Source organism: Streptomyces sp. SID5469, from assembly GCF_009862865.1.
GTDB classification, from domain to species: Bacteria; Actinomycetota; Actinomycetes; order Streptomycetales; family Streptomycetaceae; genus Streptomyces; species Streptomyces avermitilis.
The window spans coordinates 4,251,483-4,276,825 of sequence record NZ_WWIN01000001.1 but is presented as its reverse complement, the minus strand read 5'-3'; the positions used below and the strand labels follow the sequence as shown (position 1 = coordinate 4,276,825).

The 25,343-nt window shown below is 72.6% G+C and carries 22 protein-coding genes; 18 read left to right on the top strand and 4 right to left on the bottom strand.

The window, feature by feature from the left end; genetic code table 11:
- Positions 1-140 precede the first annotated feature (140 nt).
- Both sucC and sucD read left to right on the top strand, forming a co-directional pair.
- The gene (gene sucC / locus GTY58_RS18040) at positions 141-1,319 is read left to right on the top strand and encodes an ADP-forming succinate--CoA ligase subunit beta (protein ID WP_010984883.1); all 1,179 of its coding nucleotides are present in this window, start codon (positions 141-143) and stop codon (positions 1,317-1,319) included.
- Positions 1,320-1,340: 21 nt separating this feature from the next.
- Positions 1,341-2,225: a succinate--CoA ligase subunit alpha gene (gene sucD / locus GTY58_RS18035; protein ID WP_010984882.1), complete on the top strand. Its 885-nt coding sequence runs from the start codon at positions 1,341-1,343 to the stop codon at positions 2,223-2,225.
- 150 nt (positions 2,226-2,375) lie between these two features.
- On the opposite strand, the gene GTY58_RS18030 is transcribed toward sucD, so the two are convergent.
- Positions 2,376-3,584 carry a helix-turn-helix domain-containing protein gene (locus GTY58_RS18030; RefSeq protein WP_048894568.1) on the bottom strand — a complete coding sequence of 403 codons (1,209 nt, stop codon included), beginning with the start codon at positions 3,582-3,584 and terminating at the stop codon, positions 2,376-2,378.
- Between the two features lie 114 nt (positions 3,585-3,698).
- Here GTY58_RS18030 and GTY58_RS41655 point away from each other — a divergent pair, with 114 nt between their 5' ends.
- The 3 genes from GTY58_RS41655 to GTY58_RS41645 are packed head-to-tail and all read left to right on the top strand — an operon-like array spanning position 3,699 to position 5,412.
- The gene (locus GTY58_RS41655) at positions 3,699-4,655 is read left to right on the top strand and encodes a DUF6350 family protein (RefSeq protein ID WP_338058987.1); all 957 of its coding nucleotides are present in this window, start codon (positions 3,699-3,701) and stop codon (positions 4,653-4,655) included.
- Positions 4,582-5,010, top strand: coding sequence for a DUF6350 family protein (locus tag GTY58_RS41650; protein ID WP_063823069.1), 429 nt, complete (start codon positions 4,582-4,584; stop codon positions 5,008-5,010). The genes GTY58_RS41655 and GTY58_RS41650 overlap by 74 nt, the downstream gene beginning before the upstream one ends.
- A gap of 6 nt (positions 5,011-5,016) precedes the next feature.
- Positions 5,017-5,412, top strand: a complete 396-nt coding sequence (locus GTY58_RS41645) for a hypothetical protein (protein ID WP_010984878.1) — start codon at positions 5,017-5,019, stop codon at positions 5,410-5,412.
- Positions 5,413-5,501: 89 nt separating this feature from the next.
- On the opposite strand, the gene GTY58_RS18020 is transcribed toward GTY58_RS41645, so the two are convergent.
- On the bottom strand, positions 5,502-6,440 hold the full coding sequence (locus GTY58_RS18020) for a hypothetical protein (protein ID WP_010984877.1): 939 nt from the start codon (positions 6,438-6,440) through the stop codon (positions 5,502-5,504).
- A gap of 342 nt (positions 6,441-6,782) precedes the next feature.
- Here GTY58_RS18020 and purN point away from each other — a divergent pair, with 342 nt between their 5' ends.
- Together purN and purH are read left to right on the top strand one after the other, a co-directional pair.
- Positions 6,783-7,412 carry a phosphoribosylglycinamide formyltransferase gene (gene purN / locus GTY58_RS18015; protein ID WP_010984876.1) on the top strand — a complete coding sequence of 210 codons (630 nt, stop codon included), beginning with the start codon at positions 6,783-6,785 and terminating at the stop codon, positions 7,410-7,412.
- Between the two features lie 14 nt (positions 7,413-7,426).
- Positions 7,427-8,992 carry a bifunctional phosphoribosylaminoimidazolecarboxamide formyltransferase/IMP cyclohydrolase gene (gene purH, locus GTY58_RS18010; RefSeq protein WP_107083295.1) on the top strand — a complete coding sequence of 522 codons (1,566 nt, stop codon included), beginning with the start codon at positions 7,427-7,429 and terminating at the stop codon, positions 8,990-8,992.
- 162 nt (positions 8,993-9,154) lie between these two features.
- Here purH and GTY58_RS18005 read toward each other — a convergent pair whose 3' ends face one another.
- Positions 9,155-9,826: an RDD family protein gene (locus GTY58_RS18005; protein WP_010984874.1), complete on the bottom strand. Its 672-nt coding sequence runs from the start codon at positions 9,824-9,826 to the stop codon at positions 9,155-9,157.
- A gap of 241 nt (positions 9,827-10,067) precedes the next feature.
- Between GTY58_RS18005 and GTY58_RS18000 the strand changes: the two genes are divergently transcribed.
- The 3 genes from GTY58_RS18000 to GTY58_RS40745 all read left to right on the top strand — a co-directional run bounded on the left by GTY58_RS18000 (position 10,068) and on the right by GTY58_RS40745 (position 12,544).
- A complete protein-coding gene (locus GTY58_RS18000) occupies positions 10,068-10,922 on the top strand; it encodes a bifunctional methylenetetrahydrofolate dehydrogenase/methenyltetrahydrofolate cyclohydrolase (protein ID WP_010984873.1) in 855 nt (284 codons plus the stop codon).
- 241 nt (positions 10,923-11,163) lie between these two features.
- Positions 11,164-11,652, top strand: a complete 489-nt coding sequence (locus GTY58_RS17995; RefSeq protein WP_242432317.1) for a DUF3017 domain-containing protein — start codon at positions 11,164-11,166, stop codon at positions 11,650-11,652.
- 274 nt (positions 11,653-11,926) lie between these two features.
- Positions 11,927-12,544: a helix-turn-helix transcriptional regulator gene (locus tag GTY58_RS40745; RefSeq protein ID WP_010984871.1), complete on the top strand. Its 618-nt coding sequence runs from the start codon at positions 11,927-11,929 to the stop codon at positions 12,542-12,544.
- A gap of 81 nt (positions 12,545-12,625) precedes the next feature.
- On the opposite strand, the gene GTY58_RS17985 is transcribed toward GTY58_RS40745, so the two are convergent.
- Positions 12,626-13,162, bottom strand: coding sequence for a hypothetical protein (locus GTY58_RS17985; RefSeq protein ID WP_010984870.1), 537 nt, complete (start codon positions 13,160-13,162; stop codon positions 12,626-12,628).
- A gap of 537 nt (positions 13,163-13,699) precedes the next feature.
- On the opposite strand from GTY58_RS17985, the gene GTY58_RS17980 reads away from it, so the two are divergent.
- From GTY58_RS17980 to GTY58_RS17945, 8 genes are all read left to right on the top strand, one after another.
- Positions 13,700-14,209, top strand: coding sequence for a helix-turn-helix transcriptional regulator (locus GTY58_RS17980; RefSeq protein ID WP_037645213.1), 510 nt, complete (start codon positions 13,700-13,702; stop codon positions 14,207-14,209).
- 339 nt (positions 14,210-14,548) lie between these two features.
- Positions 14,549-15,811: a DUF2690 domain-containing protein gene (locus GTY58_RS17975; RefSeq protein WP_010984868.1), complete on the top strand. Its 1,263-nt coding sequence runs from the start codon at positions 14,549-14,551 to the stop codon at positions 15,809-15,811.
- A gap of 518 nt (positions 15,812-16,329) precedes the next feature.
- The gene (locus GTY58_RS17970; RefSeq protein ID WP_010984867.1) at positions 16,330-17,319 is read left to right on the top strand and encodes a malate dehydrogenase; all 990 of its coding nucleotides are present in this window, start codon (positions 16,330-16,332) and stop codon (positions 17,317-17,319) included.
- Between the two features lie 738 nt (positions 17,320-18,057).
- The gene (locus tag GTY58_RS40740; protein WP_052295931.1) at positions 18,058-18,729 is read left to right on the top strand and encodes a hypothetical protein; all 672 of its coding nucleotides are present in this window, start codon (positions 18,058-18,060) and stop codon (positions 18,727-18,729) included.
- A 296-nt stretch (positions 18,730-19,025) separates the two neighbouring features.
- Entirely contained in the window at positions 19,026-20,555 is a 1,530-nt protein-coding gene (locus GTY58_RS17960; protein ID WP_010984865.1) for an aldehyde dehydrogenase family protein, read from the top strand.
- A gap of 110 nt (positions 20,556-20,665) precedes the next feature.
- A complete protein-coding gene (locus GTY58_RS17955) occupies positions 20,666-22,216 on the top strand; it encodes a GMC oxidoreductase (RefSeq protein ID WP_010984864.1) in 1,551 nt (516 codons plus the stop codon).
- On the top strand, positions 22,216-23,382 hold the full coding sequence (locus GTY58_RS17950) for a glycine betaine/L-proline ABC transporter ATP-binding protein (protein ID WP_202497446.1): 1,167 nt from the start codon (positions 22,216-22,218) through the stop codon (positions 23,380-23,382). Before GTY58_RS17955 ends, GTY58_RS17950 begins: the two co-directional genes overlap by 1 nt.
- Complete coding sequence (locus GTY58_RS17945; protein ID WP_010984862.1) at positions 23,382-25,325, top strand: ABC transporter permease subunit; 1,944 nt, start codon at positions 23,382-23,384, stop codon at positions 25,323-25,325. The genes GTY58_RS17950 and GTY58_RS17945 overlap by 1 nt, the downstream gene beginning before the upstream one ends.
- Positions 25,326-25,343 lie beyond the last annotated feature (18 nt).

Below are 25,343 nucleotides of genomic sequence, written 5' to 3'. Positions count from 1 at the left end.
CGGCGATAACCTGCGAGACGGACATGCCGCGCGCTCGGACACCGTGTGCGCCACCCTTGTGACAGCGGACGTCACGTTGCCCTTCGCGGCACGCCCACGCAGACAACGAACCGCGAGATCACTGATAGGGACGGACGCGCGTGGACCTGTTCGAGTACCAGGCGAGGGACCTCTTCGCCAAGCACGGTGTACCGGTGCTGGCCGGTGAAGTCATCGACACGCCTGAGGCGGCCCGCGAGGCGACCGAGCGTCTTGGCGGCAAGTCCGTCGTCAAGGCCCAGGTGAAGGTCGGTGGCCGCGGCAAGGCCGGTGGCGTGAAGCTCGCCGCCACCCCGGACGAGGCCGTCGCTCGCGCGACGGACATCCTCGGCATGGACATCAAGGGCCACACGGTCCACAAGGTGATGATCGCCGAGACGGCTCCGGAGATTCTTGAGGAGTACTACGTCTCGTACCTCCTCGACCGCACCAACCGCACCTTCCTCGCCATGGCGTCCGTTCAGGGCGGCATGGACATCGAGGAGGTTGCCGAGAAGACCCCCGAGGCCCTTGCGAAGGTCCCGGTCGACGCTGTGGAAGGCGTCTCCATCGAGAAGGCCCGCGAGATCGTCGCCCTGGCGAAGTTCCCGGCCGAGGTCGCCGAGAAGGTCGCCGAGGTCCTCGTGACCCTGTGGGACACCTTCGTCGCCGAGGACGCGCTCCTCGTCGAGGTCAACCCGCTCGCCAAGGTCGCCTCCGGCGACATCCTGGCGCTGGACGGCAAGGTCTCCCTGGACGAGAACGCCGAGTTCCGCCAGGCCGACCACGCCGCCCTCGAGGACAAGGCGTCGGCCAACCCGCTCGAGGCCGCCGCCAAGGAGAAGAACCTCAACTACGTCAAGCTCGACGGCGAGGTCGGCATCATCGGCAACGGCGCGGGTCTCGTCATGAGCACCCTCGACGTCGTCGCGTACGCTGGTGAGAACCACGGCGGAGTCAAGCCCGCCAACTTCCTCGACATCGGCGGCGGCGCTTCCGCGCAGGTCATGGCCAACGGTCTCGAGATCATCCTCGGTGACCCGGACGTCAAGTCCGTCTTCGTCAACGTCTTCGGTGGCATCACCGCCTGTGACGAGGTCGCCAACGGCATCGTGCAGGCGCTGCAGCTGCTCGCCGACAAGGGCGAGGAAGTCACCAAGCCGCTGGTCGTGCGTCTCGACGGCAACAACGCCGAGCTGGGCCGCAGGATCCTGTCGGACGCCAACCACCCGCTGGTCCAGCGCGTGGACACCATGGACGGCGCGGCCGACAAGGCCGCCGAGCTCGCGGCTGCGAAGTAAGGGACGAGGGAAACAACCGCCATGGCTATCTTCCTCAACAAGGACAGCAAGGTCATCGTCCAGGGCATGACCGGTGCCACGGGCATGAAGCACACCAAGCTCATGCTGGCCGACGGCACGAACATCGTCGGCGGTGTGAACCCGCGCAAGGCGGGCACGTCCGTCGACATCGACGGCACCGACATCCCGGTGTTCGGCTCGGTAGCCGAGGCCATCGAGAAGACGGGCGCCAACGTGTCCGTCCTCTTCGTGCCGCCGGCTTTCGCCAAGGCCGCCGTCGTCGAGGCCATCGACGCGGAGATCCCCCTCGCGGTCGTCATCACCGAGGGCATCGCCGTCCACGACTCCGCCGCCTTCTGGGCGTACGCGAAGTCGAAGGGCAACAAGACCCGCATCATCGGCCCGAACTGCCCCGGTCTCATCACGCCGGGCCAGTCGAACGCCGGCATCATCCCGGGCGACATCACGAAGCCGGGCCGCATCGGCCTGGTCTCGAAGTCCGGCACGCTGACGTACCAGATGATGTACGAGCTCCGTGACATCGGCTTCTCGTCGGCCGTCGGCATCGGTGGCGACCCGATCATCGGTACGACGCACATCGACGCGCTCGCCGCGTTCGAGGCCGACCCCGACACCGACCTGATCGTCATGATCGGTGAGATCGGCGGCGACGCCGAGGAGCGTGCGGCGGACTTCATCGCGAAGAACGTGACGAAGCCGGTCGTCGGCTACGTCGCCGGCTTCACCGCGCCCGAGGGCAAGACCATGGGCCACGCCGGCGCCATCGTCTCCGGCTCCTCCGGCACGGCCGCCGCGAAGAAGGAGGCCCTCGAGGCCGCCGGCGTCAAGGTCGGCAAGACGCCGACCGAGACGGCGAAGCTGGCGCGCGCCATCCTCGGCAGCTGAGTACGGCCTGAGCGGCTGAACCACACCGGCTGAGCTTCCTGGCTCGAACGGCTGAACGCACGGACGGGCCCGCATCCCTCACCGGGGATGCGGGCCCGTCCGCGTACGCGCCACCTCAGTGGTCGTCGGGCCGTCCGCGTACGCGCCACCTCAGTGGTCGTCGGGCGTGAGCCTCTCCGGCCCGTTCAGCAGCTCCGACCTGAGCTTCGCGCGCAGTTCCAGCTCCTGCCGGGAGAGCGGGCCCGGAGCGACCCTGGGCGGTACCCCCTGCACCGTCGCGCCCGGCGCCACCGGCGGCTCGTAGTGGTCCTGGGCGTCCCGCAGGGTCAGCGCCGTCGCGCTGATGATCACGACGGTGAAGGCGACGGCCGCGCGGGTCCACTGACGGGCCCGCTGTTCGCTGCCGGTGCGTACCGTCGGGGGCCGCGCCGCGCGCAGGCGCTCCCCGGACGCCAGTGCGGTGAGCCGGCGGTGGAGTTCCTCCGGTGCCGCCAGCTCCGGCAGCCGCGCGGCGATCGCCCCGCGCGCGTGCAGCAGCCGGTTCGCCGCCGCGGGCGTGCTCGCCTCCGTCTCGGCCGCCGTCTCCGGCAGACCGAGCCCGACCCCGTCGTAGAGCAGCAGCGTGCGCCGGTGCGCGGGCGGCAGCTTGAGGAACGCCTCGAGCAGTACGCGGTCGGCCGCGTCGGCGGGCGGGGGTTCCGGGTGCCGGTGGCGCGGACGCAGCCGGTGCCAGGGCGAGAGCGCGTACTCGTACGCCGTCGCCCGCACCCACCCCCCGGGGTCCCGGTCGACGGCCACCTCGGGCCAGCGCTGCCAGGCCAGTTGGAACGCCCGTTCCACGGCCTCGCGCGCCAGCTCGCGCCGCCCGGTCAGCAGATAGGTCTGCCGTACGAGGGCGGGGGCGCAGAACGCGTACAGCGCGTCGAAGGCCTGAGAGGGCGTCAGCGCGGTCGTCGCGGTGGGATCTTCCGTGTCCGCGAGGATCTCGTCGGCGGTGGACACGGGGGTGAGGGCGGCACCCACCGGTACGCGTACCGGCTGTTCCTGACGGAGGGGCGCCTCGGCGGGCGGCCGCACGGCGGGGGGCTCCGTCTCCGGTGCGGCCGGTACCGGTGCGGCCGGTTTCGGGTCGACCGGGTCGGCGGCGGGCGGCTGAGGGGCGGTCAGTCCGGCCAGCGCCCGTGCGTACGCTTCCCGCTTGCGGCCGCGCGGTGTCGTACGGCCGGCCTCCCAGGAGCGCACCGTCTCGCGGCTGACACCCACCTTGGCGGCGAGCTGAGCCTGGGTCAGTGACTGGGCCTCGCGCAGGCGTCGGCGTTCCTGGGGGGAAGGCAGCGGGGTGTCAGGGCTCTGCGTCACAGGGCGCCCCTCCGTACGAAAAAGTACATAAACGTATATTGAGCGACACATCCGAGGTTCGCCTGTTACGCACGGAAAGCGCGTGTCGTTGGGAGCATGGCGGGTGTGACTCAATTGACCGATCACCGAACGCCGTTGTCGCCCCTGCTCACCCGGTTGCCCGACCGATCGCCCGGACTGGCCGCCAGCCTCCTGGGTGGTGCGCTTGCGGCGGTCCTGGGACTCGGCTCGTTCGCGGTGCTGGTGACGGTGCTGTGGATCAGTTCCCCCTACCCGGACAGCGGGCCCGGTGGGGCGCTGCACATCGGCGCCGCGCTGTGGCTGCTCGCACACGGTGTCGAACTCGTCCGCACCGACACGCTGGCCGGCGCGGCCCGCCCGGTCGGCGTCACCCCGCTGCTGCTGCTGGCGCTGCCGGTGTGGCTGGTGTTCCGGGCGGGGCGGGACGCCGTCGATGTGGACGAGGAAGGTGACATGCCGCCGGTGGCCGCGCGTACGGCCCTGTCCGGGGTGGTGGCGGGCTATGTGGTGGTGGGCGTGGCGGCCGGGGTGTACGCCTCGGGCGGCGCGCTGCGGCCCTCGTGGCTGTGGACCGCCGGGTGTCTGCCGCTGCTCGCCGTGACCGCGGCCGGGGCGGGGGTGTGGACGGCGTACGGGCGCCCGCGCGGGCCCTTGCCGCCGCTCGCGCGCCGGGCGCTGAACGCGCTGCCCGGGGGCGTACGGCGTTTTGTCACCGCCGATGCCCGGGGGTGGACGCGGGCCTCCCTGCGGGCGGGACTGGCCGGGGTGGCGGTGCTCGTCGGGGGTGGGGCGCTGCTGGTGGGGGTGTCGCTGGTGTGGCACGGGGGGCCGGCTCAGGACTCGTTCCTGCGGCTCACGGAGGGGTGGTCGGGGCGGTTCGCGGTACTGCTGCTGGCGTTGGTGCTGGTGCCGAACGCGGCGGTGCTGGGGGGCCGCGTACGGGCTGGGGCCCGGGTTCGAACTGGGGGCCGGGCATATGACCGGGCCGCTGGCCACCGGGACTCCGCCGGCGCTGCTGCCGCCGTTTCCGCTGCTGGCGGCGGTGCCTGAGGCTGCGGGGCCGTGGGGCTGGGTGGCGGGGGTGGTGCCGTTTGCGGCGGGGGTGACGGTGGGGTGGTTCACGGCGGGAGCGGCCGTGGCGGACGGGAAGGCGCGCTGGTCGCGGGCGCGGACAGCGGCGGTGGCCGGGGTGGCCAGCGCTGCTGTGCGGGGCCGTTCTCTGGATACTGGCACGCGCTGGCGGGCGGGCCGCTCAGGGGTGCGCACGCTGGCCCGGTTCGGGCCGGTGGGGTGGCAGGTGGGCGGTGCCACGGTCGGGTGGAAGGCGCTGGTGGGGGTGCCGGTGGCGGTGGGGGCGTGGGGGTGGCGCCTGAGCGGGCGGGGACCGGGGGACGGCGGGAGGTGACTCGGGATGCCGTCGCCGGCCGGCGGGCCAGGGCGGGGGAAGGGCGGCGAAGGCGACGTGGTGGTGGCGACACCGGCACCGGCGCCCGCGGCGACCCCCGCGCCTGTGCTGCCGGTGCCTTCGGCGGTCGACGAGACGTCCGAGCTGTACGACTTCCTGCCCTCGGACGCGGAGGGCTCGTCCTGGTACGACGACGCGGCACGGGAGAGCCGGTGGTCGGCGCTGAGGAAGGCGGCGACCTCCCCGGAACCGACGGAGGCGGCGGCGCCGACGGATGCGCGGGAGGCGCCCGCGCCACCGGAACCACGGGAGGTGGCGGCCACCCCGGAACCACGGGAGGCGCCGTCCTCACCGGAACCGCCGGAGGGGGCGACGCCACCCGAGCCGCCGCAGGCGCCGTGAGCGCGGACGGCGTGAGCGCGGACGGCGTGAGCGCGGACGGCGTGCCTCCGCGGCCGAAGCGGTGGAGCGGCGGCCGTCGGCGGCAGTCGTCAGCTCTGCGACCCCAGCAGGCCCCGCAGGTTCTTCGGGAGCAGATCGTTGCAGGACTGCTTCGCCGTCTGGGTGAGGGCGTCGTTCGTGCAGGTGTAGTAGTCGCTGTAGACCAGCTGCGCGGTGAACGTCGCCGCGACCATGACGATCGCCAGGGAAGCGGTGACCAGGCCGCTGATCGCCGCCGTCCGCTGCGGGCGGGCGTTGGCGGTCGCCTCCGGCGCCGGGTTGTCCGGGTCCGGCGTGCGGGGCTTGGCGCGCAGGGAGCTCGCGCCCCAGTACACGGCCAGCGCCCCCAGCAGCAGTGCCACGTACGGCCAGCTGAAGAGCGCGAAGAAGAAGGCCCACATGCCGCAGAGCAGTGCGTAGCGGGCGCGGCGCTGGGCCGGGTCCGCGGGGTCCCAGCGCAGGCCCGCACCCGGGCCTCCCGGGCCACCCGAACCCTCAGGACCGCCGCCCTGTCCGCCTTGTCCGTCCGGTCCGCCCGGCCGTCCCTGGCGGTCACCGAAGCCGCCCTCGCCCGAACGCCCCGGCTGCCGGTCGCTCCACTGGCTGCCCCAGGGGGACTGACCGGGCTGTCCCGACGGCCCTCCGTGCTCGTCCCCCTCCGGTCCGCCCGAGGGACGCCGCGGCTGCCAGGGCCGGTCCGGCGTCCCCTCCGGCGGCGGAGCGAACGGATTGTCCTCCGAGGAGCCCGAGTCGCCGGACCCCGAGGAGCCCGAGGAGCCCGAGGAGCCCGAGCCGCCGGACCCCGAGGTCGAAGCACCGGACCCCGAGGAGCCCGAGCCGCTCGACGGGGTCTCCGGGCTGCGCCCGCCCGCGGCGTCACGCTCGCCCGCGGGTGCGTCCTCGCCCTCCCGCGGCGGCGTGGGCTGCGGGGGAGAGGGGCGCCGCTCGCGCAGCAGGAGCTGAGGGAGTCGGAGACTGCGGTCCGGCATCAGGTGTGCGTCTTCCCCTTGGTGGTTCCGGCTGGTGGATCCGGCGGGCGGAATGTCCACCCCCGGGCATGCGTACCCGGCATGCGTACCCGTCCTGGTCAACGTCCCGCACGGAGAAGGCGTTCCCCGCGCCGGACCGTCTTCCCCGGGACGGGTCCTGCCCTGACGCTACCTTCCGGCCACGCCCCCGTCCCGTGGGGGCCGTCCGGAGTGCCGGTATCGTTGCTGCCGGTCGGCCGCTTCGTAGACTTCCCCGTATCGCGGGGCGCGAAGCATTCGTACGAATGAACAACCGGCCGTACGACCGACCGGACAGACGCTCCCCCGAGAAAGGGCCCCACCGTGGCCGCCAAGCCCGTGGCCAAGCGCCTCGTCGTGCTGGTTTCCGGATCCGGTACGAATCTGCAGGCTCTCCTCGACGCCATCGAGGCCCAGGGCATCGAGGCCTACGGGGCGGAGATCGTCGCCGTCGGCGCCGACCGCGACGGCATCGAAGGCCTCGCCCGCGCCGAGCGTGCGGCCCTGCCGACCTTCGTCCGCCGGGTGAAGGACTACGACACCCGTGACGAGTGGGACGCGGCGCTGACCGAGGCCGTCGCCGCGTACGAACCCGATCTCGTCGTCTCCGCCGGGTTCATGAAGATCGTGGGGAAGGAATTCCTCGCCAGGTTCGGCGGTCGGTTCGTGAACACGCACCCCGCCCTGCTGCCCAGTTTTCCCGGGGCCCACGGCGTGCGCGAGGCACTCGCGTACGGCGTGAAGGTCACCGGATGCACCGTCCACTTCGTCGACGACGGTGTCGACACCGGACCGATCATCGCTCAGGGCGTGGTGGAGATCCGGGACGAGGACGACGAGAGCGCTCTGCACGAGCGCATCAAGGAAGTCGAGCGAAGGCTGCTCGTCGAGGTCGTGGGGCGGCTCGCCCGCAACGGCCATCGCATTGAGGGACGAAAGGTAGTTATCCCGTGACCGCCGAAGGTACCGTGACCGCCGAGGGCACGCAGCGCCCGATCAGGCGCGCGCTCATCAGCGTCTACGACAAGACGGGGCTCGAAGACCTCGCCCGCGGCCTGCACGAGGCCGGTGTCGAGCTCGTCTCCACCGGCTCCACCGCCGCGAAGATCGCCGCGGCCGGCGTCCCGGTCACCAAGGTCGAGGAGCTGACCGGCTTCCCCGAGTGCCTGGACGGCCGCGTCAAGACGCTGCATCCCAAGGTCCACGCGGGCATCCTCGCCGACCTGCGGCTCGACGAGCACCGGCGTCAGCTCGAGGAACTGGGCGTGGAACCGTTCCAGCTCGTCGTCGTGAACCTCTACCCGTTCCGCGAGACCGTCGCCTCCGGCGCCTCCCCGGACGAGTGCGTCGAGCAGATCGACATCGGCGGCCCGTCCATGGTCCGTGCCGCCGCCAAGAACCACCCGTCCGTGGCCGTGGTCACCAGCCCCGAGCGGTACGCCGACGTCCTCTCCGCGGTCCGCGGCGGCGGCTTCGACCTCACCGCCCGCAAGCGGCTCGCCGCCGAGGCCTTCCGGCACACCGCGGCGTACGACGTCGCCGTCGCCTCCTGGTTCGCGTCCTCGTACGCCCCCGTCGACGAGTCCGTCTTCCCGGACTTCCTCGGTGCCACCTTCGAGCGCAAGAGCACCCTGCGCTACGGCGAGAACCCGCACCAGCCCGCCGCCCTCTACGTCGACGGCGGCGGCACCGGCCTCGCCGAGGCCGAGCAGCTGCACGGCAAGGAGATGTCGTACAACAACTACACGGACACGGACGCCGCGCGCCGTGCCGCGTACGACCACGCCGAGCCCTGCGTCGCGATCATCAAGCACGCCAACCCCTGCGGCATCGCGATCGGCGCGGACGTCGCCGAGGCGCACCGCAAGGCGCACGCCTGCGACCCGCTGTCCGCGTTCGGCGGTGTGATCGCGGTCAACCGCCCGGTGTCCAAGGAGCTGGCCGAGCAGGTCGCGGAGATCTTCACCGAGGTCATCGTCGCGCCCGGTTACGAGGACGGCGCGCTGGAGGCCCTCGCCAAGAAGAAGAACATCCGCGTGCTGCGGGCCCAGGACGCTCCGGCCAACCCGGCCGAGCTCAAGCAGATCGACGGCGGCGCGCTGCTCCAGGTCACCGACCGTCTCCAGGCCGACGGCGACGACCCGGCGAACTGGACCCTGGCCACCGGCGAGGCCCTGTCGCCCGCCGAGCTGGACGAGCTGGCCTTCGCCTGGCGAGCGTGCCGCGCGGTGAAGTCCAACGCGATCCTGCTCGCCAAGGACGGTGCCTCGGTGGGTGTCGGCATGGGTCAGGTCAACCGGGTCGACTCCGCGAAGCTGGCGGTCGAGCGGGCGGGCGAGGAGCGTGCCCGTGGTGCGTTCGCCGCGTCGGACGCGTTCTTCCCGTTCCCCGACGGCCTGGAGATCCTCACCGCGGCGGGCGTCAGGGCCGTGGTCCAGCCCGGCGGTTCGGTCCGTGACGAACTGGTCGTGGAGGCCGCGAAGAAGGCGGGCGTGACGATGTACTTCACGGGCACGCGCCACTTCTTCCACTAGGTCCACCAGCACCAGGGCCGTGTCTCCCCCTTGCGTAAGGGGGAGACACGGCCCTGAGTGTGTCTGAGTGGCGCGAACCCGTCGCTCTGCGCTGCGCGCACAAGCCCTGCGCTGCCCTGCGCTGCGCGAAGCCCTGCCCTGCGCTGCGCGCGAAGCCCTCGTTCAGTTCTGGATGACCATCGTGCCGGCGGCCTTGTCGTGCCAGCCCTGCTGGCGGCCCGACTTGTCCCAGAAGGGGGACAGGTAGACCAGGACCTGGCCGATACCGCAGGCCAGGCTGCCGACGAGCGGGATGATCCAGCGGATGAACGAGGAGCCCAGGCCCGGCTTCTGGCCGGTGTCCGCCTTCACCACGCGGATGCCGACAGCGAGCTTGCCGAGGGTGGCGCCGACCAGGCCGGTCATCAGCCACTCGTAGAGCAGACCGACGATCGCGAGAACGGCGATCATGCTGCCGATCTTGGCGGCGATGTCCGAACTCGCGTTGTTGATGCAGGTGTTGTAGTCCGCGGCGTTCGGGTCGCAGTCCTGCGCGGCGCCGATGGAACCGGCCACGCCGATGGCGCCGAGGATGAAGTAGATGACGAAGAAGGCCACGCCGTCGATCGCGCGGGCGCCGAGGCGGCGGCCCATCGAGGCGACGCGCGGGCCGGGTCCGCCCGGTCCGCCCGGGTAGCCGTAGCCGGGCTGGCCCTGCTGGGGGTAGCCGTAACCCTGCTGCGGAATGCCTCCCGGCGCCTGCGGGTAGGGCGGCTGGCCCTGCTGGGGGTAGCCGTAACCCTGCTGGGGGTTCTGCGGCTGTCCGTACGGATTGTCGGGCGCGCCGAAACTCATGGCGATTTTTCCTCCGTTGCAAAGGCGGGGACGTTGCGGATTGCGCGGAGGAACGTCACGATACGAGCGGTTTGCCCCCCAACACTGACCGCGTAGTGCGGCGTTCATCGTGGTAGGAGGGGCACTTTTTGTCCAGTAGATACGATGAGCTGTTGTGCAGTCGCAATGTCTGTGATCGCGCAGCCGCGGGCAGCGCGGCCCTGATTGGAACCGGGGGCCGGTCATCCGCGAGGATGGGGTCATGACCGCCCAGATTCTCGATGGCAAGGCCACCGCAGCCGCGATCAAGTCCGATCTGACCGCCCGCGTGGCGGCCCTCAAGGAAAAGGGTGTGACGCCCGGCCTCGGCACGATCCTCGTCGGGGACGACCCCGGCAGCCAGAAGTACGTCGCGGGCAAGCACCGCGACTGCGCCCAGGTCGGCATCGCCTCCATCCAGCGGGAGCTGCCCGCGACCGCCACGCAGGAGGAGATCGAGGCGGCCGTACGCGAGCTGAACGAGGACCCGGCCTGCACCGGCTACATCGTCCAGCTGCCGCTGCCCAAGGGCATCGACGAGAACCGCATCCTGGAGCTGATGGACCCGGACAAGGACGCGGACGGCCTGCACCCGATGAACCTCGGCCGCCTCGTCCTGAACGAGCCGGCCCCCCTGCCCTGCACCCCGAACGGCGTCCTCACCCTGCTCCGCCGCTACGGCGTGGAGATCAAGGGCGCGGAGGTCGTGGTCGTCGGCCGCGGCGTGACCATCGGGCGTCCGATGCCGTTGCTGCTGACGCGGCGCAGCGAGAACGCGACGGTCACGCAGTGCCACACCGGTACGCGCGACCTCTCCTCGCACCTCAAGCGCGCCGACATCATCGTCGCCGCGGCGGGTTCCGCGCACCTGATCCGGCCCGAGGACGTGAAGCCGGGCGCGGCCGTGCTCGACGTCGGTGTCTCGCGCAGCGCCGAGGGCAAGATCGTCGGCGATGTCCACCCCGGTGTCGCCGAGGTGGCCGGCTGGATCTCCCCGAACCCGGGCGGCGTCGGCCCGATGACCCGCGCCCAGCTGCTCGTCAATGTGGTCGAGGCGGCGGAGCGCAGTGTCGGCTGAGGGCGGGCCCGAGAAGGCTCCGGACAAGAACGCGGCGACCAGGACCACGGAGCCGCGCACGGGCTCGGGGCGGTCGTCGGGTGTGAGCGGTGAGCCGGCCGTGCGGGACGCGAGCGTCGAGGGCGTGGGCGGCGGCCCGGCCGCGGAGGACGCGAACGGCGGACCGGCCGTGCGGGACGCGAGTGGTGCGCCGGCCACGGAAGGCGGGCCGGCCGCGGATGGCGAGAGTGGCGCACCCGCCGTGGCGGAGGCGAGTGGTTCGCCGGTCGAGCGGGACGCGAATGGCGGGCCGGTCGTGCTGGACGCCGTCAGCGCTCCCGATGCCGACGGGAAGCCGCGGCGGACCACCCGCCGTTTCCCGTCCTTCACCCGGGACACCGCGCGGCCCGAGGGCGGTGGCCGCGCCGCGTCCTCGGACGCGCCCGCGCCCGCCCGCCAGTGGCCGATCCTCACCGTGCTGACCGCCGTCGGGCTCGGGCTGCTGCTCACCGCGCTGGACGTGGTCCGCTTCGGCACGGTCCTGATCGGCGTGGCGCTGCTCGCCGGCGCCGCGATGCGCTGGGTGCTGCCCGATGTGGGCATGCTCGCGGTCCGGTCGCGGTTCACGGACATGGTCACGTACGGCGTGCTGGGCGTCGCCATCGTGCTGCTCGCGATGATGGCTCAGCCGAACCCGTTGCTGGAGATCCCGTTCCTGGACGACACGCTGCACTTCACGATCCGTACGTAGCGCTCCGCGGGTGGGGCCGGGGGCGGGGTGTGACCGGCGGCCGGTTCGGAAGGTGCGGGCCGGCGGTGGCTGGTCGCGCCCACGCGACGGAGTCGCATGTCGACACCGTCCCGCGCCCCTTTCGGAGCCCGAAGTGTGCGTACGGCGTCTGCGGGTTGTGCTGTATCCGGCGGGCGGCGTTCGGGGTGTCCGGTGAATCGAACACCCCTGGTTCTCGCCACGCTTCCGGCTCGGGCGGCCACGATGGTCGGGCGGGTCGTAAGGGGGGAACGACGTGGCGGAACGGGGCATGGGGGAGTGGGCGCCGCTGCCCGCGGACCTGGGGCGGGAGGCCCGCGCGCTGGCCGAGTCCTGCCGTCTCCTCAAGGAACGCACCGGACTCAGCCTGGCCGCTCTGGCGGAGCGGACCCACTATTCCAAGTCCTCCTGGCAGCGCTGTCTCAACGGCCGCCAGATACCGCCCCGTTCGGCCCTGCGGTTCCTCGCCGAGGCGGCCGGGGCCGACCCGGCCCGGCTGCTCGGCCTGCGTGAGGCGGTGCTGCGGTCCGGCCGGGGTCCCCTAGCGCCGCCCGGGCCCCGGCAGCCGTCGGACGGGCGTGGGCCGTCGCACGGGCGCGGGGAGCCCGCCGAGGCGGTGCCGCAGGAGGCGATGCCTCAGGACGCGTCACCGGCGTCACCGGCCGAGTCCGGCCGGACAGCGCGGGAGGAGCGGCGGGCCGGGAAGAGTGTCCCGGCGTCCGCCGCTCCCACGGCCCCGCTCGCGGCGGCGGTGCGCCGCTGGCGGCTGATCGCCGCCGTACTGCTGGCACTGCTCCTCGCCGTCACCGGCACGGCCCTGGCCGTCATCGGCCAGGGCCGCACCGACTGCGAGCCGGTCACGACGAATCCTTGAGGCCCCCATCGGTGCCGCGGGTGGGCCCGACCGGTCGTCGGGCGGGCTGATCCATGAGGGATCAGGAGGACCCGCCGGCTGTCAGTACGCGGCCGCGACCCACTCGTCGTCGACCTTGACGAAGTAGACCTGCTGGGTGACGCCCGCGACGGTCAGGCGCTTGAACTGGACGGTCTCGTCGATGACGCCGTCGTAGATGACGAGGCCCTTCTTGTTCGCGGAGCCCAGGTTGTTGTCCGCGAGCGAGAACGACGCTCCGTCGGCCTTGCCGGTCTGCTTGAGGCCGTTGCCGGCCTGCCAGAACTTCGTCGCCGAGACCGTCCGGCTGTTGAAGTCGCCGGTGATGTCGTCCTGGGTGAACGACTTCAGCGTCCCGTTCTTGGCCTTCCACTTGGCACCGTCGGCCCACAGGACCGTCTGCCACAGGGCGACCGCGTTGCTGGTGTCGTCCTTGGCGAGGGTCCCCTCGTCGTTCCAGTCGTCGTGGGTACCGGCCTTGCCGTCGACGAAGCCCGTGTCCTCTGAGGCCAGGGCCGTGCCGACGGCCGCGATCGACCCGAGTGCCGTGCCCGCGGCCAGAACCGCCGCCACCGCTGCCGTGCGGATGTGCTTGCGCATGGTCTTCATTCCTCTCCCCGGACCGCTTGCTCCGCTGATCCCGTGATCCCCCGGTGCGGCCCGTGGCTCGTTGTGTGCCAACAGCCATCAGGTCGCGGCAGGCCGTGCCGCGGCTCCCCGGATCGGCCGGGGCGGGACGAACCGGGACGTCCCGGGCCGGGACCTGCGGGGTCCCGGCGCGCCTCGCGGGACGTGGCGGGACGGGACCGGGGGCGGGACGGGACGCGGGACGTGAGGCGCGGGGCGCCGGGTGCGCAGGGGGCCCGGGAGGCGCCGGGCACAGGGTGGCGCCCGTCCTCACCCCCGTGGGAGGACGGGCGCCAGAGGCGGCCGGGCCGCCCGTGGTCAACACTCGGCCACACGGAATCAGCTGTTCAACACCTGGCAGTCCGCTGTGGCACGGAAGTGACCATTCCGCTACCGTGTCCGCGCCCGGCAACGGGAACCGAGAGGCAACCGAACGGCAACCGCGTGGGAACCGATCCGCCGCCTGACATCGTCCATCGCTCAGATCGGGCGATGCGGAAGAGGTGAATGATGGGTGCCTGGCAGCCGCTGCCGGACGATCTGCCGCCGGAGGTACGGCACTTCGTGGAGCAGCTGCGGCTCCTCAAGGACCGCACGGGATTGAGCCTGGTCGCGCTCGGCGCACGCACCGCCTACAGCAAGTCCTCCTGGCAGCGCTACCTCAACGCGACCCAGCCGCCGCCCCGGCAGGCGGTCGCCGCGCTGTGCCGGGTCGCGGGCCTCGCCGAAAGCGAGGCCGAACGCTTCGGCGTGCGATGGGAGTTGGCGGTCCACGCCTGGCCCCGCCCGCCGGCCCCCGCACCCGCTCACGCCGGCGGACCGACGGGCGGACCGACGGGCGAGCCGATGGGCGGACCGGCCCCCGGCGCGTACGAGGACGATCCGACGCTCCCTTGGTGGGACGCGCGCGACAACGTCCCCGAACCCCGCTGGTCCCCGACGCGGCTGCTCGCGGTCGCCGGCGTCATCGCCGTCGCCCTCCTGCTCTGCGTACTCATCGGCGCCTTCGCGCTGACGTGACGGCACCATGGGGGGCGCACGGGCTCCGTGGGACGTTCCGTGCGTCGGTCGAGGGCGTTCCGGCCGACTGCCCGAGGTGTCGGTGGGACACTGGACCAGGGCCTCATGGGCGCGCAACGGCGCGCGCTCAGGCCCGAATGCTCCCGTGCGCCCCCTATGGGGGAACTGAGATCCTGGCCGGGCGCATCCCTGTGGGTAGCCAGAACGGGGACTCGCGGAGGGTGTCGCGAGCGAGGAAGTCCGGCACGCACGAGGGAAGCCAGGTACGTATGTACGGGGGGAAGACCAGACACGTACGGGGGGACAGTTCAGGCTCGTACGGGGGAAGAGGGGGAAGCAATGCCTCGTTGGAAGGCTTTGCCGGATGAACTCGATCCGCAGGTCAGGGAGTTCGCAAGCCAGTTGCGCAGGCTCGTCGACCGCAGCGGGCTGAGCATAGCCGCGGTGGCCGACCGCACGGGCTACAGCAAGACGTCCTGGGAGCGATACCTCAACGGCCGGCTGCTCGCGCCCAAGGGCGCCATCGTCGCCCTGGCCGAGGTCACCGGCACCAATCCCATTCATCTGACCACCATGTGGGAGCTGGCCGAGCGCGCCTGGAGCCGCTCGGAGATGCGCCACGACATGACGATGGAGGCGATCCGGATATCCCAGGCGCGCGCCGCGCTCGGGGAGTCCGGTGCCCCACCGGCGGCGGGCAGGAACGGCAAGGCGGCGCGCGGCGCCACGGTGCTGCCCGGCGTGGCGGGCCCGGCCGGCGTCTCGCCGACCATTCCGCCGCAGCCGACGGCCCCGGACGTCCAGGACTCGTCGGGCGAGGCCCGGCGGGGCGCCCTGCGGGGCGGCTCCTCCGGCGGCTCTTCCGGTGCCTCCGCCGCCTCCTCGGGAGGCAACTCGTGGGGGCTCGCCGGGTACGCGGGCCCGGCACAGGCCGACGGGCGCGCGCCCGCCGCTCCCACCGGGCGCTCGGGCTCGCCCGAGAAGGGGGGACCTCGGTCGCCCGGGGGGCCGGGCCGGACGCCGGAGGCCGCCGCTCACGGAGCGCCGGGCGGACAGCCGCCACGGGACTCCGGTCCCCCTGCGGTCGGCTCGCCCGACGGGGCGCGGCGCAAGCGGCGGCTGACGATGTTCCTCGCGGGCGTCGTCGGCGCACTCGTCGTGATCGCGGCGGCCGTCTTCCTCACGAACAACGGCGGCGACAAGGACAACGAGACCGCGCCGAAGTCACCCGCGGCCTCGGCCTCCGCCGACCCCGACCTGCCGGCGGGCGTGAAGTGCAGCGGCAAGAGCTGCACCGGCAAGGACCCGGAGAACATGGGCTGCGGTGGCGAGTTGGCCAAGACCTCCAACAGCGTCACCGTCGGCACGACCCTCGTCGAGGTCCGCTACAGCAAGACCTGCGGCGCGGCCTGGGCCCGTATCACCCGGGCCGTGCCGGGCGACGAGGTCACCGTGGCCTCGGGCGCGTCGGCGAAGCAGACCGGCACGGTCGAGGCGGCCGCGGACACCGACGCGTACACCCCGATGGTGGCCGTGAAGGACGCCGGCGAGGCGAAGGCCTGCGTGACCCTGAAGGCGGGCCAGAAGGGCTGCACCACCTGAGTGGCATCCGGGGGAGCGTGGGGGCGTTCCCCCGGGAAGCAGCCGACGCCGCCGAAGCAGCCGAAGCCGCCGACGCCGCCGAAGCAGCCGAAGCAGCCGAAGCCGCCGACGCCGCCGAAGCCGCCGAGCCAGCCGAAGCGGGACGAGGAAAACTCATTCGAAATTGGGGGGCATGGCCGCCCGCACCCTGGGCAGGCGCACCGTACCCCCACGGGAGTCCGGCCCGTCCGGGAGGGCGACAGTCCTTCCCGGCTCCGGCACCCCTCATGGCGGCCGCCTCGTTCCCCCCTCTCCCGAACGGGCGGCCGCCGCCCCCTCCGTGACCATCTGTGGGGTGGGCCACACCGACCCGGACGTCTCGGATGCCGGATGCGCGATAGCCTGACGGGCGGATCTCTCTTGACGCCAAGAGATCGATCATCTGTACCCCTGATCGATCATTCCGGCGGACGCAGGGGATCCGGAACCTGCACCCGGGGCAGCGACGCCCCACCGCCAGCTGTCCTACGGAGAACGCCATGACCCGCACTCCCGTGAACGTCACCGTCACCGGCGCGGCCGGCCAGATCGGTTACGCCCTGCTCTTCCGCATCGCCTCCGGCCAGCTGCTCGGCGCGGACGTGCCGGTCAAGCTGCGTCTCCTGGAGATCACCCCGGCGCTCAAGGCCGCCGAGGGCACGGCGATGGAGCTCGACGACTGCGCCTTCCCGCTCCTTCAGGGCATCGACATCACGGACGACCCGAACGTCGCCTTCGACGGCACCAACGTCGGTCTGCTCGTCGGCGCCCGCCCCCGCACCAAGGGCATGGAGCGCGGCGACCTGCTCTCCGCCAACGGCGGCATCTTCAAGCCGCAGGGCAAGGCCATCAACGACAACGCCGCGGACGACGTCAAGATCCTCGTCGTCGGCAACCCGGCGAACACCAACGCGCTCATCGCGCAGGCCGCCGCCCCGGACGTACCGGCCGAGCGCTTCACCGCGATGACCCGTCTGGACCACAACCGTGCGCTGACCCAGCTCGCGAAGAAGACGGGCAGCACGGTCGCCGACATCAAGCGTCTGACGATCTGGGGCAACCACTCCGCCACCCAGTACCCGGACATCTTCCACGCCTCGGTCGCCGGCAAGAACGCCGCCGAGGTCGTGAACGACGAGAAGTGGCTGGCCGAGGACTTCATCCCGACGGTCGCCAAGCGCGGCGCCGCGATCATCGAGGCCCGTGGCGCGTCCTCCGCCGCGTCGGCCGCCAACGCCGCCATCGACCACGTGTACACCTGGGTCAACGGCACCGCGGACGGCGACTGGACCTCCATGGGCATCCCGTCGGACGGTTCCTACGGCGTCCCGGAGGGCCTCATCTCCTCCTTCCCGGTCACCACCAAGGACGGCCGGTACGAGATCGTCCAGGGCCTGGAGATCAACGAGTTCTCCCGCGCCCGCATCGACGCCTCCGTCAAGGAGCTCGAGGAGGAGCGCGAGGCGGTCCGCGCCCTCGGCCTCATCTGAGCCCACACGCTTGACGCGTAGCACCGCGCAAGGCCCCGCCGCCGGATCCGTTCCGGGGGCGGGGCCTTCCGCTTGTCCGTCATGCGTACCGAAAGTACGTATCGAACGTGCGTACTTAATCGGCGTTTGAGGTGACACGACGGACGGGACCGTCGCTATCGTCGAATCCTGGTGTGGGTGGGGCAGGGGGACGAGATGCAGCAACGGCGGGACCCGGACAGACAACAGTGGAGCGGCGACGGGCACGACGACGGGCACGGCGGTGGCCACGACGGCGGGAACGACGGCGGGAACGACGGCGGCGAGCGGGCGGAGCCGTCGCGCGACACGCCGTTGTGGCAGCGACCGCCCGTACCTCCGTCGGACGAGGCACCGGACACCCCCTGGTGGGCGGGCGCCGAGACCCAGGCGGCGGGGGTACGGCCTCCCGCGCCACCGTCGCCGCCGACGGAAGAACCGTGGGCCGCGCCTCCAACGCCGGAAGAACCGTGGTCCTCGCCTCCGTCTCCGTCGGCGGAAGAACCGTGGTCCTCGCCCGCGCCTGCGCCGCCGGAAGAGCCGTGGGCCGCGCCCCCGCCCGCGGAAGAGCCGTGGTCCCCGCCTCCGTCGGCATCAACCCCATGGTCCTCGCCTCCTCCGCCTCCCCCGCCCGACTCCTGGTCGTCCCCCGTCCCCGTCGTCGGCGGCGGCACGCCGCCCGGCTCGGGCGGGTCCCGGCGCACGCTCGTCCTCGTCGCGGTGCTGGCGGTGCTCGCGGGCGCCGGGGTGGGGGTTCGGGCGTGGGTGCTGACCCGCGACGACTCCACGGAGCACACGGGGGCGGCGGGCGCCGGGCCGTCCGTGACCGTCACCGCCACGGCGACGGCCGGGGAGGACGCCGCGGGGCAGGGCGGCTCCACGCTGTCCGACGGCGACAGCGTCGGCACGGACGCGCAGCCGTCGTCCGCCGCAGCCCAGCCGTCCCCCGGCTACAGCCGGGCCGTCGACCCGGTCGGCTACACCGTCGACGTGCCGCAAGGGTGGGTGCGTGAGGAGAAACGGGGAGTCAGCGCCGAGGTCGTCACCTACGCCTCACCGGACGACGGCCGCACGCTGAAGCTGTTCCAGGTCGTCGAGAACACCCCGGCCGAATCCCTCGACCTGGCGGAGAACGGTCCCGGCGGATTCGACGGGCTGGCGGATTTCCACGTCCTCGACCGGTCCTCCGGCGCAGACTGGGCCAGGCTCGACTACCGCTACGACGACCCGAAGAGCGGCACCACGCAGGTCATCGACCACCGCTTCACAGCGGCCGACGGCACGCTGTACGCGATCCGTTCGAGCGGCCCCTCCGGCCTGGACGTGGCCGAGCCGTTCACCGTGGCCCTGAACTCGTTCTGCCCGACCGGGGCGAGCTGCACGAGCCCCTGACACCGGCGAGTCGCCGCGACACGGACGAGTCGCCGCACTCGATCCCGGGACGCCGTCCTCGTACGCCCCGCCCCGCCCGTCCGACGCGCGCCGTGCCACATCACCTCACCCTGGGTGATGCCCGGCGCCGCTCGGCGTGCCTTTCTGTCCTTTTGGTCGCATTTTCCGTGACGCCGCACACTTTCGGCCATCGATCGCGCATGCATATCCCACTCAGGGGCAGGTGCTCACGGCCCCCAAGAGTGACACGGGTGTGACACAGGGGCACCGAACAGGAACGGAAGGCAATACCGATCATGGCCGGACAGCAGGCACGGCAGGCAGGGCAGACGCAGCGGACCATCCATGTCGGCGGGGAGTGGCGCGAAGCCGACTCCCGCGCCACGCGCGAGATCCTCGACCCCGCGGACGCCAAGCCGTTCGCCGTCGTCGCGGAGGGTGACGAGCGGGACGCCGACGCGGCCGTCGCCGCCGCCCGGCGCGCCTTCGACTCGGGCGAGTGGCCGCACACGCCCGTCGCCGAGCGCGCCGCCCTGCTGCGCCGCGTCGCCGATCTCCTCGTGCGCGATCGGGAATCGCTGGGCCTGCTGGAGAGCCGGGACGCGGGCAAGACCCTCGAAGAGGGGCGCGTCGACATCGACTGCGTCGCGGACGCCTTCCGCTACTTCGCCGATCTGGTCGTCGGCGAGGGTGGCGGCCGGGTCGTCGACGCGGGTTCGCCCGACATCCACAGCGTCGTCGTGCACGAGCCGGTCGGCGTCTGCGCCATGATCACGCCCTGGAACTACCCGCTCCTCCAGGCCAGTTGGAAGATCGCGCCCGCCCTCGCCGCCGGCAACACCTTCGTGATCAAGCCGAGTGAGATCACTCCGCTGACCACCGCCGCCCTCGTCGACCTGCTCGTCGAGGCCGGAGCGCCCGCCGGTGTCGCGAACATCGTCACCGGCCCCGGCCACACCGTCGGCGCCCGGCTCGCCGAGCACCCCGACGTCGACCTGATCTCCTTCACCGGCGGACTCGCCAGCGGCACCAAGGTCGCGCAGGCCGCCGCCGTCAGCGTCAAGAAGGTCGCGCTCGAACTCGGCGGCAAGAACCCCAACGTCGTCTTCGCCGACGCCTGCGCGACCGACGAGGACTTCGACACCGCCGTCGACCAGGCCCTCAACGCCGCCTTCATCCACAGCGGCCAGGTCTGCTCGGCGGGCGGCCGCCTCATCGTCGAGGAATCCGTCCGCGAGCGCTTCGTCGCCGAACTCGTCCGCAGGGCGGGCCGGATCAGGCTCGGCCGCGGCACCGAGGACGGCGTCGAGTGCGGTCCGCTCGTCTCCGAGCAGCAGCGCGACAAGGTCGAGGGGTACGTGGCCTCGGCACTGTCCGAGGGAGCGGTGCTGCGGACCGGCGGCAGGCGGCCCGAGCCGAGCGACGTCAGGCCCGCGGCCGGCTACTTCTTCGAGCCGACCGTCCTCGACCAGTGCCACCGCGGGATGAAGGTCGTACGCGAGGAGGTCTTCGGGCCCGTCCTGACCGTCGAGACCTTCCGCACCGAGGACGAGGCCGTCGCCCTGGCCAACGACACCGAGTACGGGCTCGCCGGCGCCGTCTGGACCAGCGACGCCGGCCGCGCCCGCCGGGTCGCCGGACGCCTGCGCCACGGCACCGTCTGGATCAACGACTTCCACCCCTACCTCCCGCAGGCGGAGTGGGGCGGCTTCGGCAAGAGCGGGGTCGGGCGCGAGCTGGGACCCGCCGGACTCGCCGAGTACCGCGAGACCAAGCACGTCTACCAGAACCTCGCGCCGAAGCCCGTGCGCTGGTTCGCAGGCTGAGGACGGCCCGCCCGGCCCCTGTTCCGCACCCCGGCACCACGTCGCGGGCCGACGCCGTCCCCCGACCCTCGCACTACCCCACGTCCCAAGTAACCCAGGAGCACCACCCCATGCACGAGAACTCCTATGAGAACTCCCATGAGAACTCCCGCGAGTACGACTACGTCGTCATCGGTGGCGGCACTGCGGGCTCCGTCATCGCGTCCCGCCTGACCGAGGATCCGGACGTCACCGTCGCCGTCATCGAGGGCGGCCCCAGCGACGTCGGCCGCGACGACGTGCTGACCCTGCGCCGCTGGATGGGCCTGCTCGGCGGGGAACTGGACTACGACTACCCGACCACCGAGCAGCCGCGCGGCAACTCGCACATCCGGCACAGCCGCGCCCGCGTGCTGGGCGGCTGCTCCTCGCACAACACGCTGATCGCCTTCAAGCCGCTGCCGTCCGACTGGGACGAGTGGGAGGCGGCGGGCGCCGAGGGCTGGGGCGCGGTGCCGATGGAGGCGTACTACGCCCGGCTGCGCAACAACATCGTCCCCGTCGACGAGAAGGACCGGAACGCGATCGCCCGCGACTTCGTCGACGCCGCCCAGGCCGCGCTCGGCGTCCCCCGCGTCGAGGGCTTCAACAAGAAACCGTTCACCGACGGCACCGGCTTCTTCGACCTCGCCTACCACCCGGAGAACAACAAGCGGTCCTCCGCGTCGGTCGCCTACCTCCACCCCTTCCTGGACCGCCCGAACCTCCACCTCCTCCTGGAGACCTGGGCGTACCGGCTGGAGCTGGCGGGCACCCGGGCGACCGGCGTGCACGTGCGCACCAAGGACGGCGAGGAGATCCTCGTACGGGCCCGGACCGAGGTCCTGCTGTGCGCGGGCGCGGTCGACTCGCCGCGGCTGCTGATGCACTCGGGCATCGGCCCGAAGGAGGACCTGGAGAAGCTCGGCATACCGGTCGCGCACGATCTGCCCGGCGTCGGCGAGAACCTGCTCGACCACCCCGAGTCGGTGATCGTCTGGGAGACCGACGGGCCGATCCCGGAGAACTCCGCGATGGACTCGGACGCGGGCCTGTTCGTGCGCCGCGACCCCGAACACGCGGGCCCCGACCTGATGTTCCACTTCTACCAGATCCCCTTCACGGACAACCCCGAGCGCCTCGGCTACGAACGCCCCGAGCACGGCGTGTCGATGACCCCGAACATCCCCAAGCCGAAGAGCCGCGGCCGGGTGTACCTGACCAGCGCGGACCCGTCCGTCAAGCCCGCCCTCGACTTCCGGTACTTCACCGACGAGGACGACTACGACGGCCGTACCCTCGTCGACGGCATCAAGATCGCCCGCGAGATCGCGAAAACCGAACCACTCGCCCGCTGGCTCAAGCGCGAGGTCTGTCCAGGTCCGGAGATCACGGACGACGAGGAGCTGAGCGCATACGCCCGGCAGGTCGCGCACACCGTGTACCACCCGGCGGGCACCTGCCGCATGGGCGCCACCTCCGACGAACACGCCGTCGTCGACCCCAAGTTGCGCATCCGCGGCCTCGACGGCATCCGCATCGCCGACGCGTCCGTCTTCCCCACGATGCCCGCCGTGAACCCGATGATCGGGGTACTCATGGTCGGGGAGAAGTGCGCCGACCTGCTGCGGGGTGACGCGTGATGAGTACGCCGCCGCAGAACACGCGCCCCGTCTTCTCCGTGGACGGCCTGTGGAAGGTCTTCGGCCCGAAGGCCGAACGCGTCCCCGCCGACCCCGAACTCGCCGCGCTGAGCGCCGCCGAGCTGAGCGAGCGCACCGGCTGCACGGCCGCCGTCCGCGACGTCTCGTTCGACGTGCACAAGGGCGAGGTCTTCGTCGTCATGGGCCTGTCCGGCTCCGGCAAGTCCACGCTCGTGCGCTGTCTGACCCGGCTGATCGAGCCGACCGCGGGCACCATCGCCATCGACGGCGAGGACGTACGCGCCATGGACAGGACCCGGCTGCGCGAACTGCGCCGCCACCGCGCGTCCATGGTCTTCCAGCACTTCGGCCTGTTGCCGCACCGCACGGTCCTCGACAACGTGGCGTACGGCCTGGAGATCCAGGGCCTCGGCAAGGCGGAACGCCGCGAGCGGGCCGCCGAGGTCGTCGCCAAGGTCGGCCTGGAAGGCATGGAGCAGCGCAAGCCCGGCCAGCTGTCCGGCGGTCAGCAGCAGCGCGTGGGCCTGGCCCGGGCGCTCGCCGTCGACCCCGAGGTCCTCCTCTTCGACGAGCCGTTCAGCGCGCTGGACCCGCTGATCCGGCGCGACATGCAGGAGGAGGTCGTCCGGCTGCACCGCGAGGAGGGCCGCACCATGGTCTTCATCACCCACGACCTGAACGAGGCGCTCCGCCTGGGCGACCGCATCGCCCTGATGCGCGACGGCCGCGTCGTCCAGCTCGGCACGCCCGAGGAGATCGTCGGCTCGCCCGCCGACGACTACGTACGCGAGTTCGTCCGGGACGTGCCGCGCGAGCAGGTGATGACGGTCCGCACGGCGATGCGCGCCGCCTCCGCCGAGGAGGCGGGAAGCGGCCCGGCCGTCGCCCCGGACGCGACGGTGTCCGAGGCGATCGAGGCGGTCGCGCGGGCGGGCAGCCCGGCGCGGGTCGTGGACTCCGGGCGGTGCGTCGGGGTGGTCGACTCCGAGGCGCTGCTCGACGTGGTCGCCGGCGTCGGTGCCAGCGGCCCCGCCCCCGCGGTGACAGCGGTTCCCCCGTTCGAGCCGAGCCGGGACTTCGGCAACGCGGGCGCCGGCGCGGCAGAGGCGGCGCCGGGTGACGTCACCGGCGAGGAGGTCGCCTGATGGCCACAGCCACCGCTGCCGCCTCCCACGTCGGCGTCCCCGCCTTCCTCAGGCGCCGCGCCGTCCGGAAACTCGCGCTCCTCGCGCTGGCCGCGGCCGTCCTCGTCCCGCTCGCCGACGCCCGCTGGGCGAGCGGGACCTGGCCGCACGCGCTGACCGTCGACCTCACCGAGCCGCTCGGCAGGGCCAGCGACTGGATCATCGACAACCGGGACAGCCACCCGCTGTTCCTGTACTTCTTCGGCTACGTCAGCAACGCCGTCGTCCTCGCCGTGCGCGGCGTCTACCTCGTGCTGCTCGCGGCAGGCTGGGCCGGTGTGACGGCCGCCGCCGCGCTCGTCGCCTGGCGGGTGGCCGGAGTCCGGCTGGCGGCCGGCACCGCCGTCGCCTTCCTCGTCTGCGGTCTGCTCGGCATGTGGGTGCCCACCATGCAGACGCTCGCCCTCATGGTGGTCGCGGTCCTCGCGTCCGTCGTGCTCGGCGCGCTCCTCGGCCTCGCCGCCGGGCTCTCCGACCGCACCCACCGCGCCCTGCGGCCGATCCTGGACACCATGCAGGTGCTGCCCGCCTTCGCGTATCTGCTCCCGGTCGTCCTCGTCTTCGGCATCGGCGTCCCCGCGGCGGTCCTCGCCACCGTCGTCTACGCGGCCCCGCCCATGGCCCGGCTCACCGCGCTCGGCCTGCGCGACGCCGACGGCGGTGTGCTGGAGGCCGTCGAATCCCTCGGCGCCACGGCCCGCCAGCGCCTGCTCACCGCCCGTCTGCCGCTGGCCCGCAAGGAACTGCTCCTCGGCCTCAACCAGACGATCATGATGGCGCTGTCCATGGCGGTCATCGCCTCCGTGATCGGCGCCGGCGGCCTCGGTGACCGCGTCTACCAGGCGCTCGCCTCCGTGGACGTGGGCGCCGCCCTCGCCGCGGGCATCCCGATCGTGCTGCTCGCGGTCGTCCTGGACCGGGTGACCGGTGCGGCGGGGGAGGGGCCCGGCGCCGACGGCTCCCGCCGCGCCGGGTGGGCCTACGCGGCCGCCGCGGCCGTGGCCGTCGCGCTCGCCGGCCGGTTCACGCACCGCCTGGACTGGCCCGACGCCTGGACCGTGCACATCGCCGCGCCGGTGAACCGGGTCGTCGACTGGATGACCGACCACCTCTACTCCGGCGTCCCCTACCTCGGCGGCACCGCCGACTGGGCGGGCCACTTCACCACCTGGGTCCTGGACCCGCTCCGCGACGGCCTCCAGTGGCTGCCCTGGTGGTCGGTGCTGCTCATCGTCGCCGCCCTCGCCTGGCTGATCGGCACCTGGCGCACCGCGCTCACCGCCGTCCTCGCGATGGCCGCGATCGGCGTGCTGGGCGTCTGGAAGCCGTCCCTCGACACCCTCGCGCAGGTGCTGGCGGCCGTGGCCGTCACCCTCGTCCTGGGCTTCGCGACGGGCGTCGCCGCCGCGCGCAGCGACCGCGTCGAACGGCTGCTGCGCCCGGTCCTGGACGTCTTCCAGACGATGCCGCAGTTCGTGTACCTGATCCCGGTGGTGGCGCTGTTCGGTGTCGGCCGGGCGCCCGCGGTCGCCGCGGCGGTGGTCTACGCGCTGCCCGCCGTGGTCCGCATCACGACCCAGGGGCTGCGCGCGGTCGACCCGGCCGCGCTGGAGTCCGCCCGCTCGCTGGGTGCCACCGGTGGGCAGCAGCTGCGCCAGGTCCAGCTCCCGCTGGCCCGCCCGGCCCTGCTGCTCGCCGTCAACCAGGGCGTCGTCCTGGTCCTCGCCGTCGTCATCATCGGCGGTCTGGTAGGCGGCGGCGCGCTCGGCTACGACGTCGTGTTCGGCCTGGCCCAGGGCGACCTGGCGACCGGTCTGGTGGCCGGCGCGGCGATCGTCTGCCTCGGCCTGATGCTCGACCGGGTGACCCAGCCGACCGGGCGCCGCGCGAAGAAGGGAGCGTGACATGACGCGTCACATGAC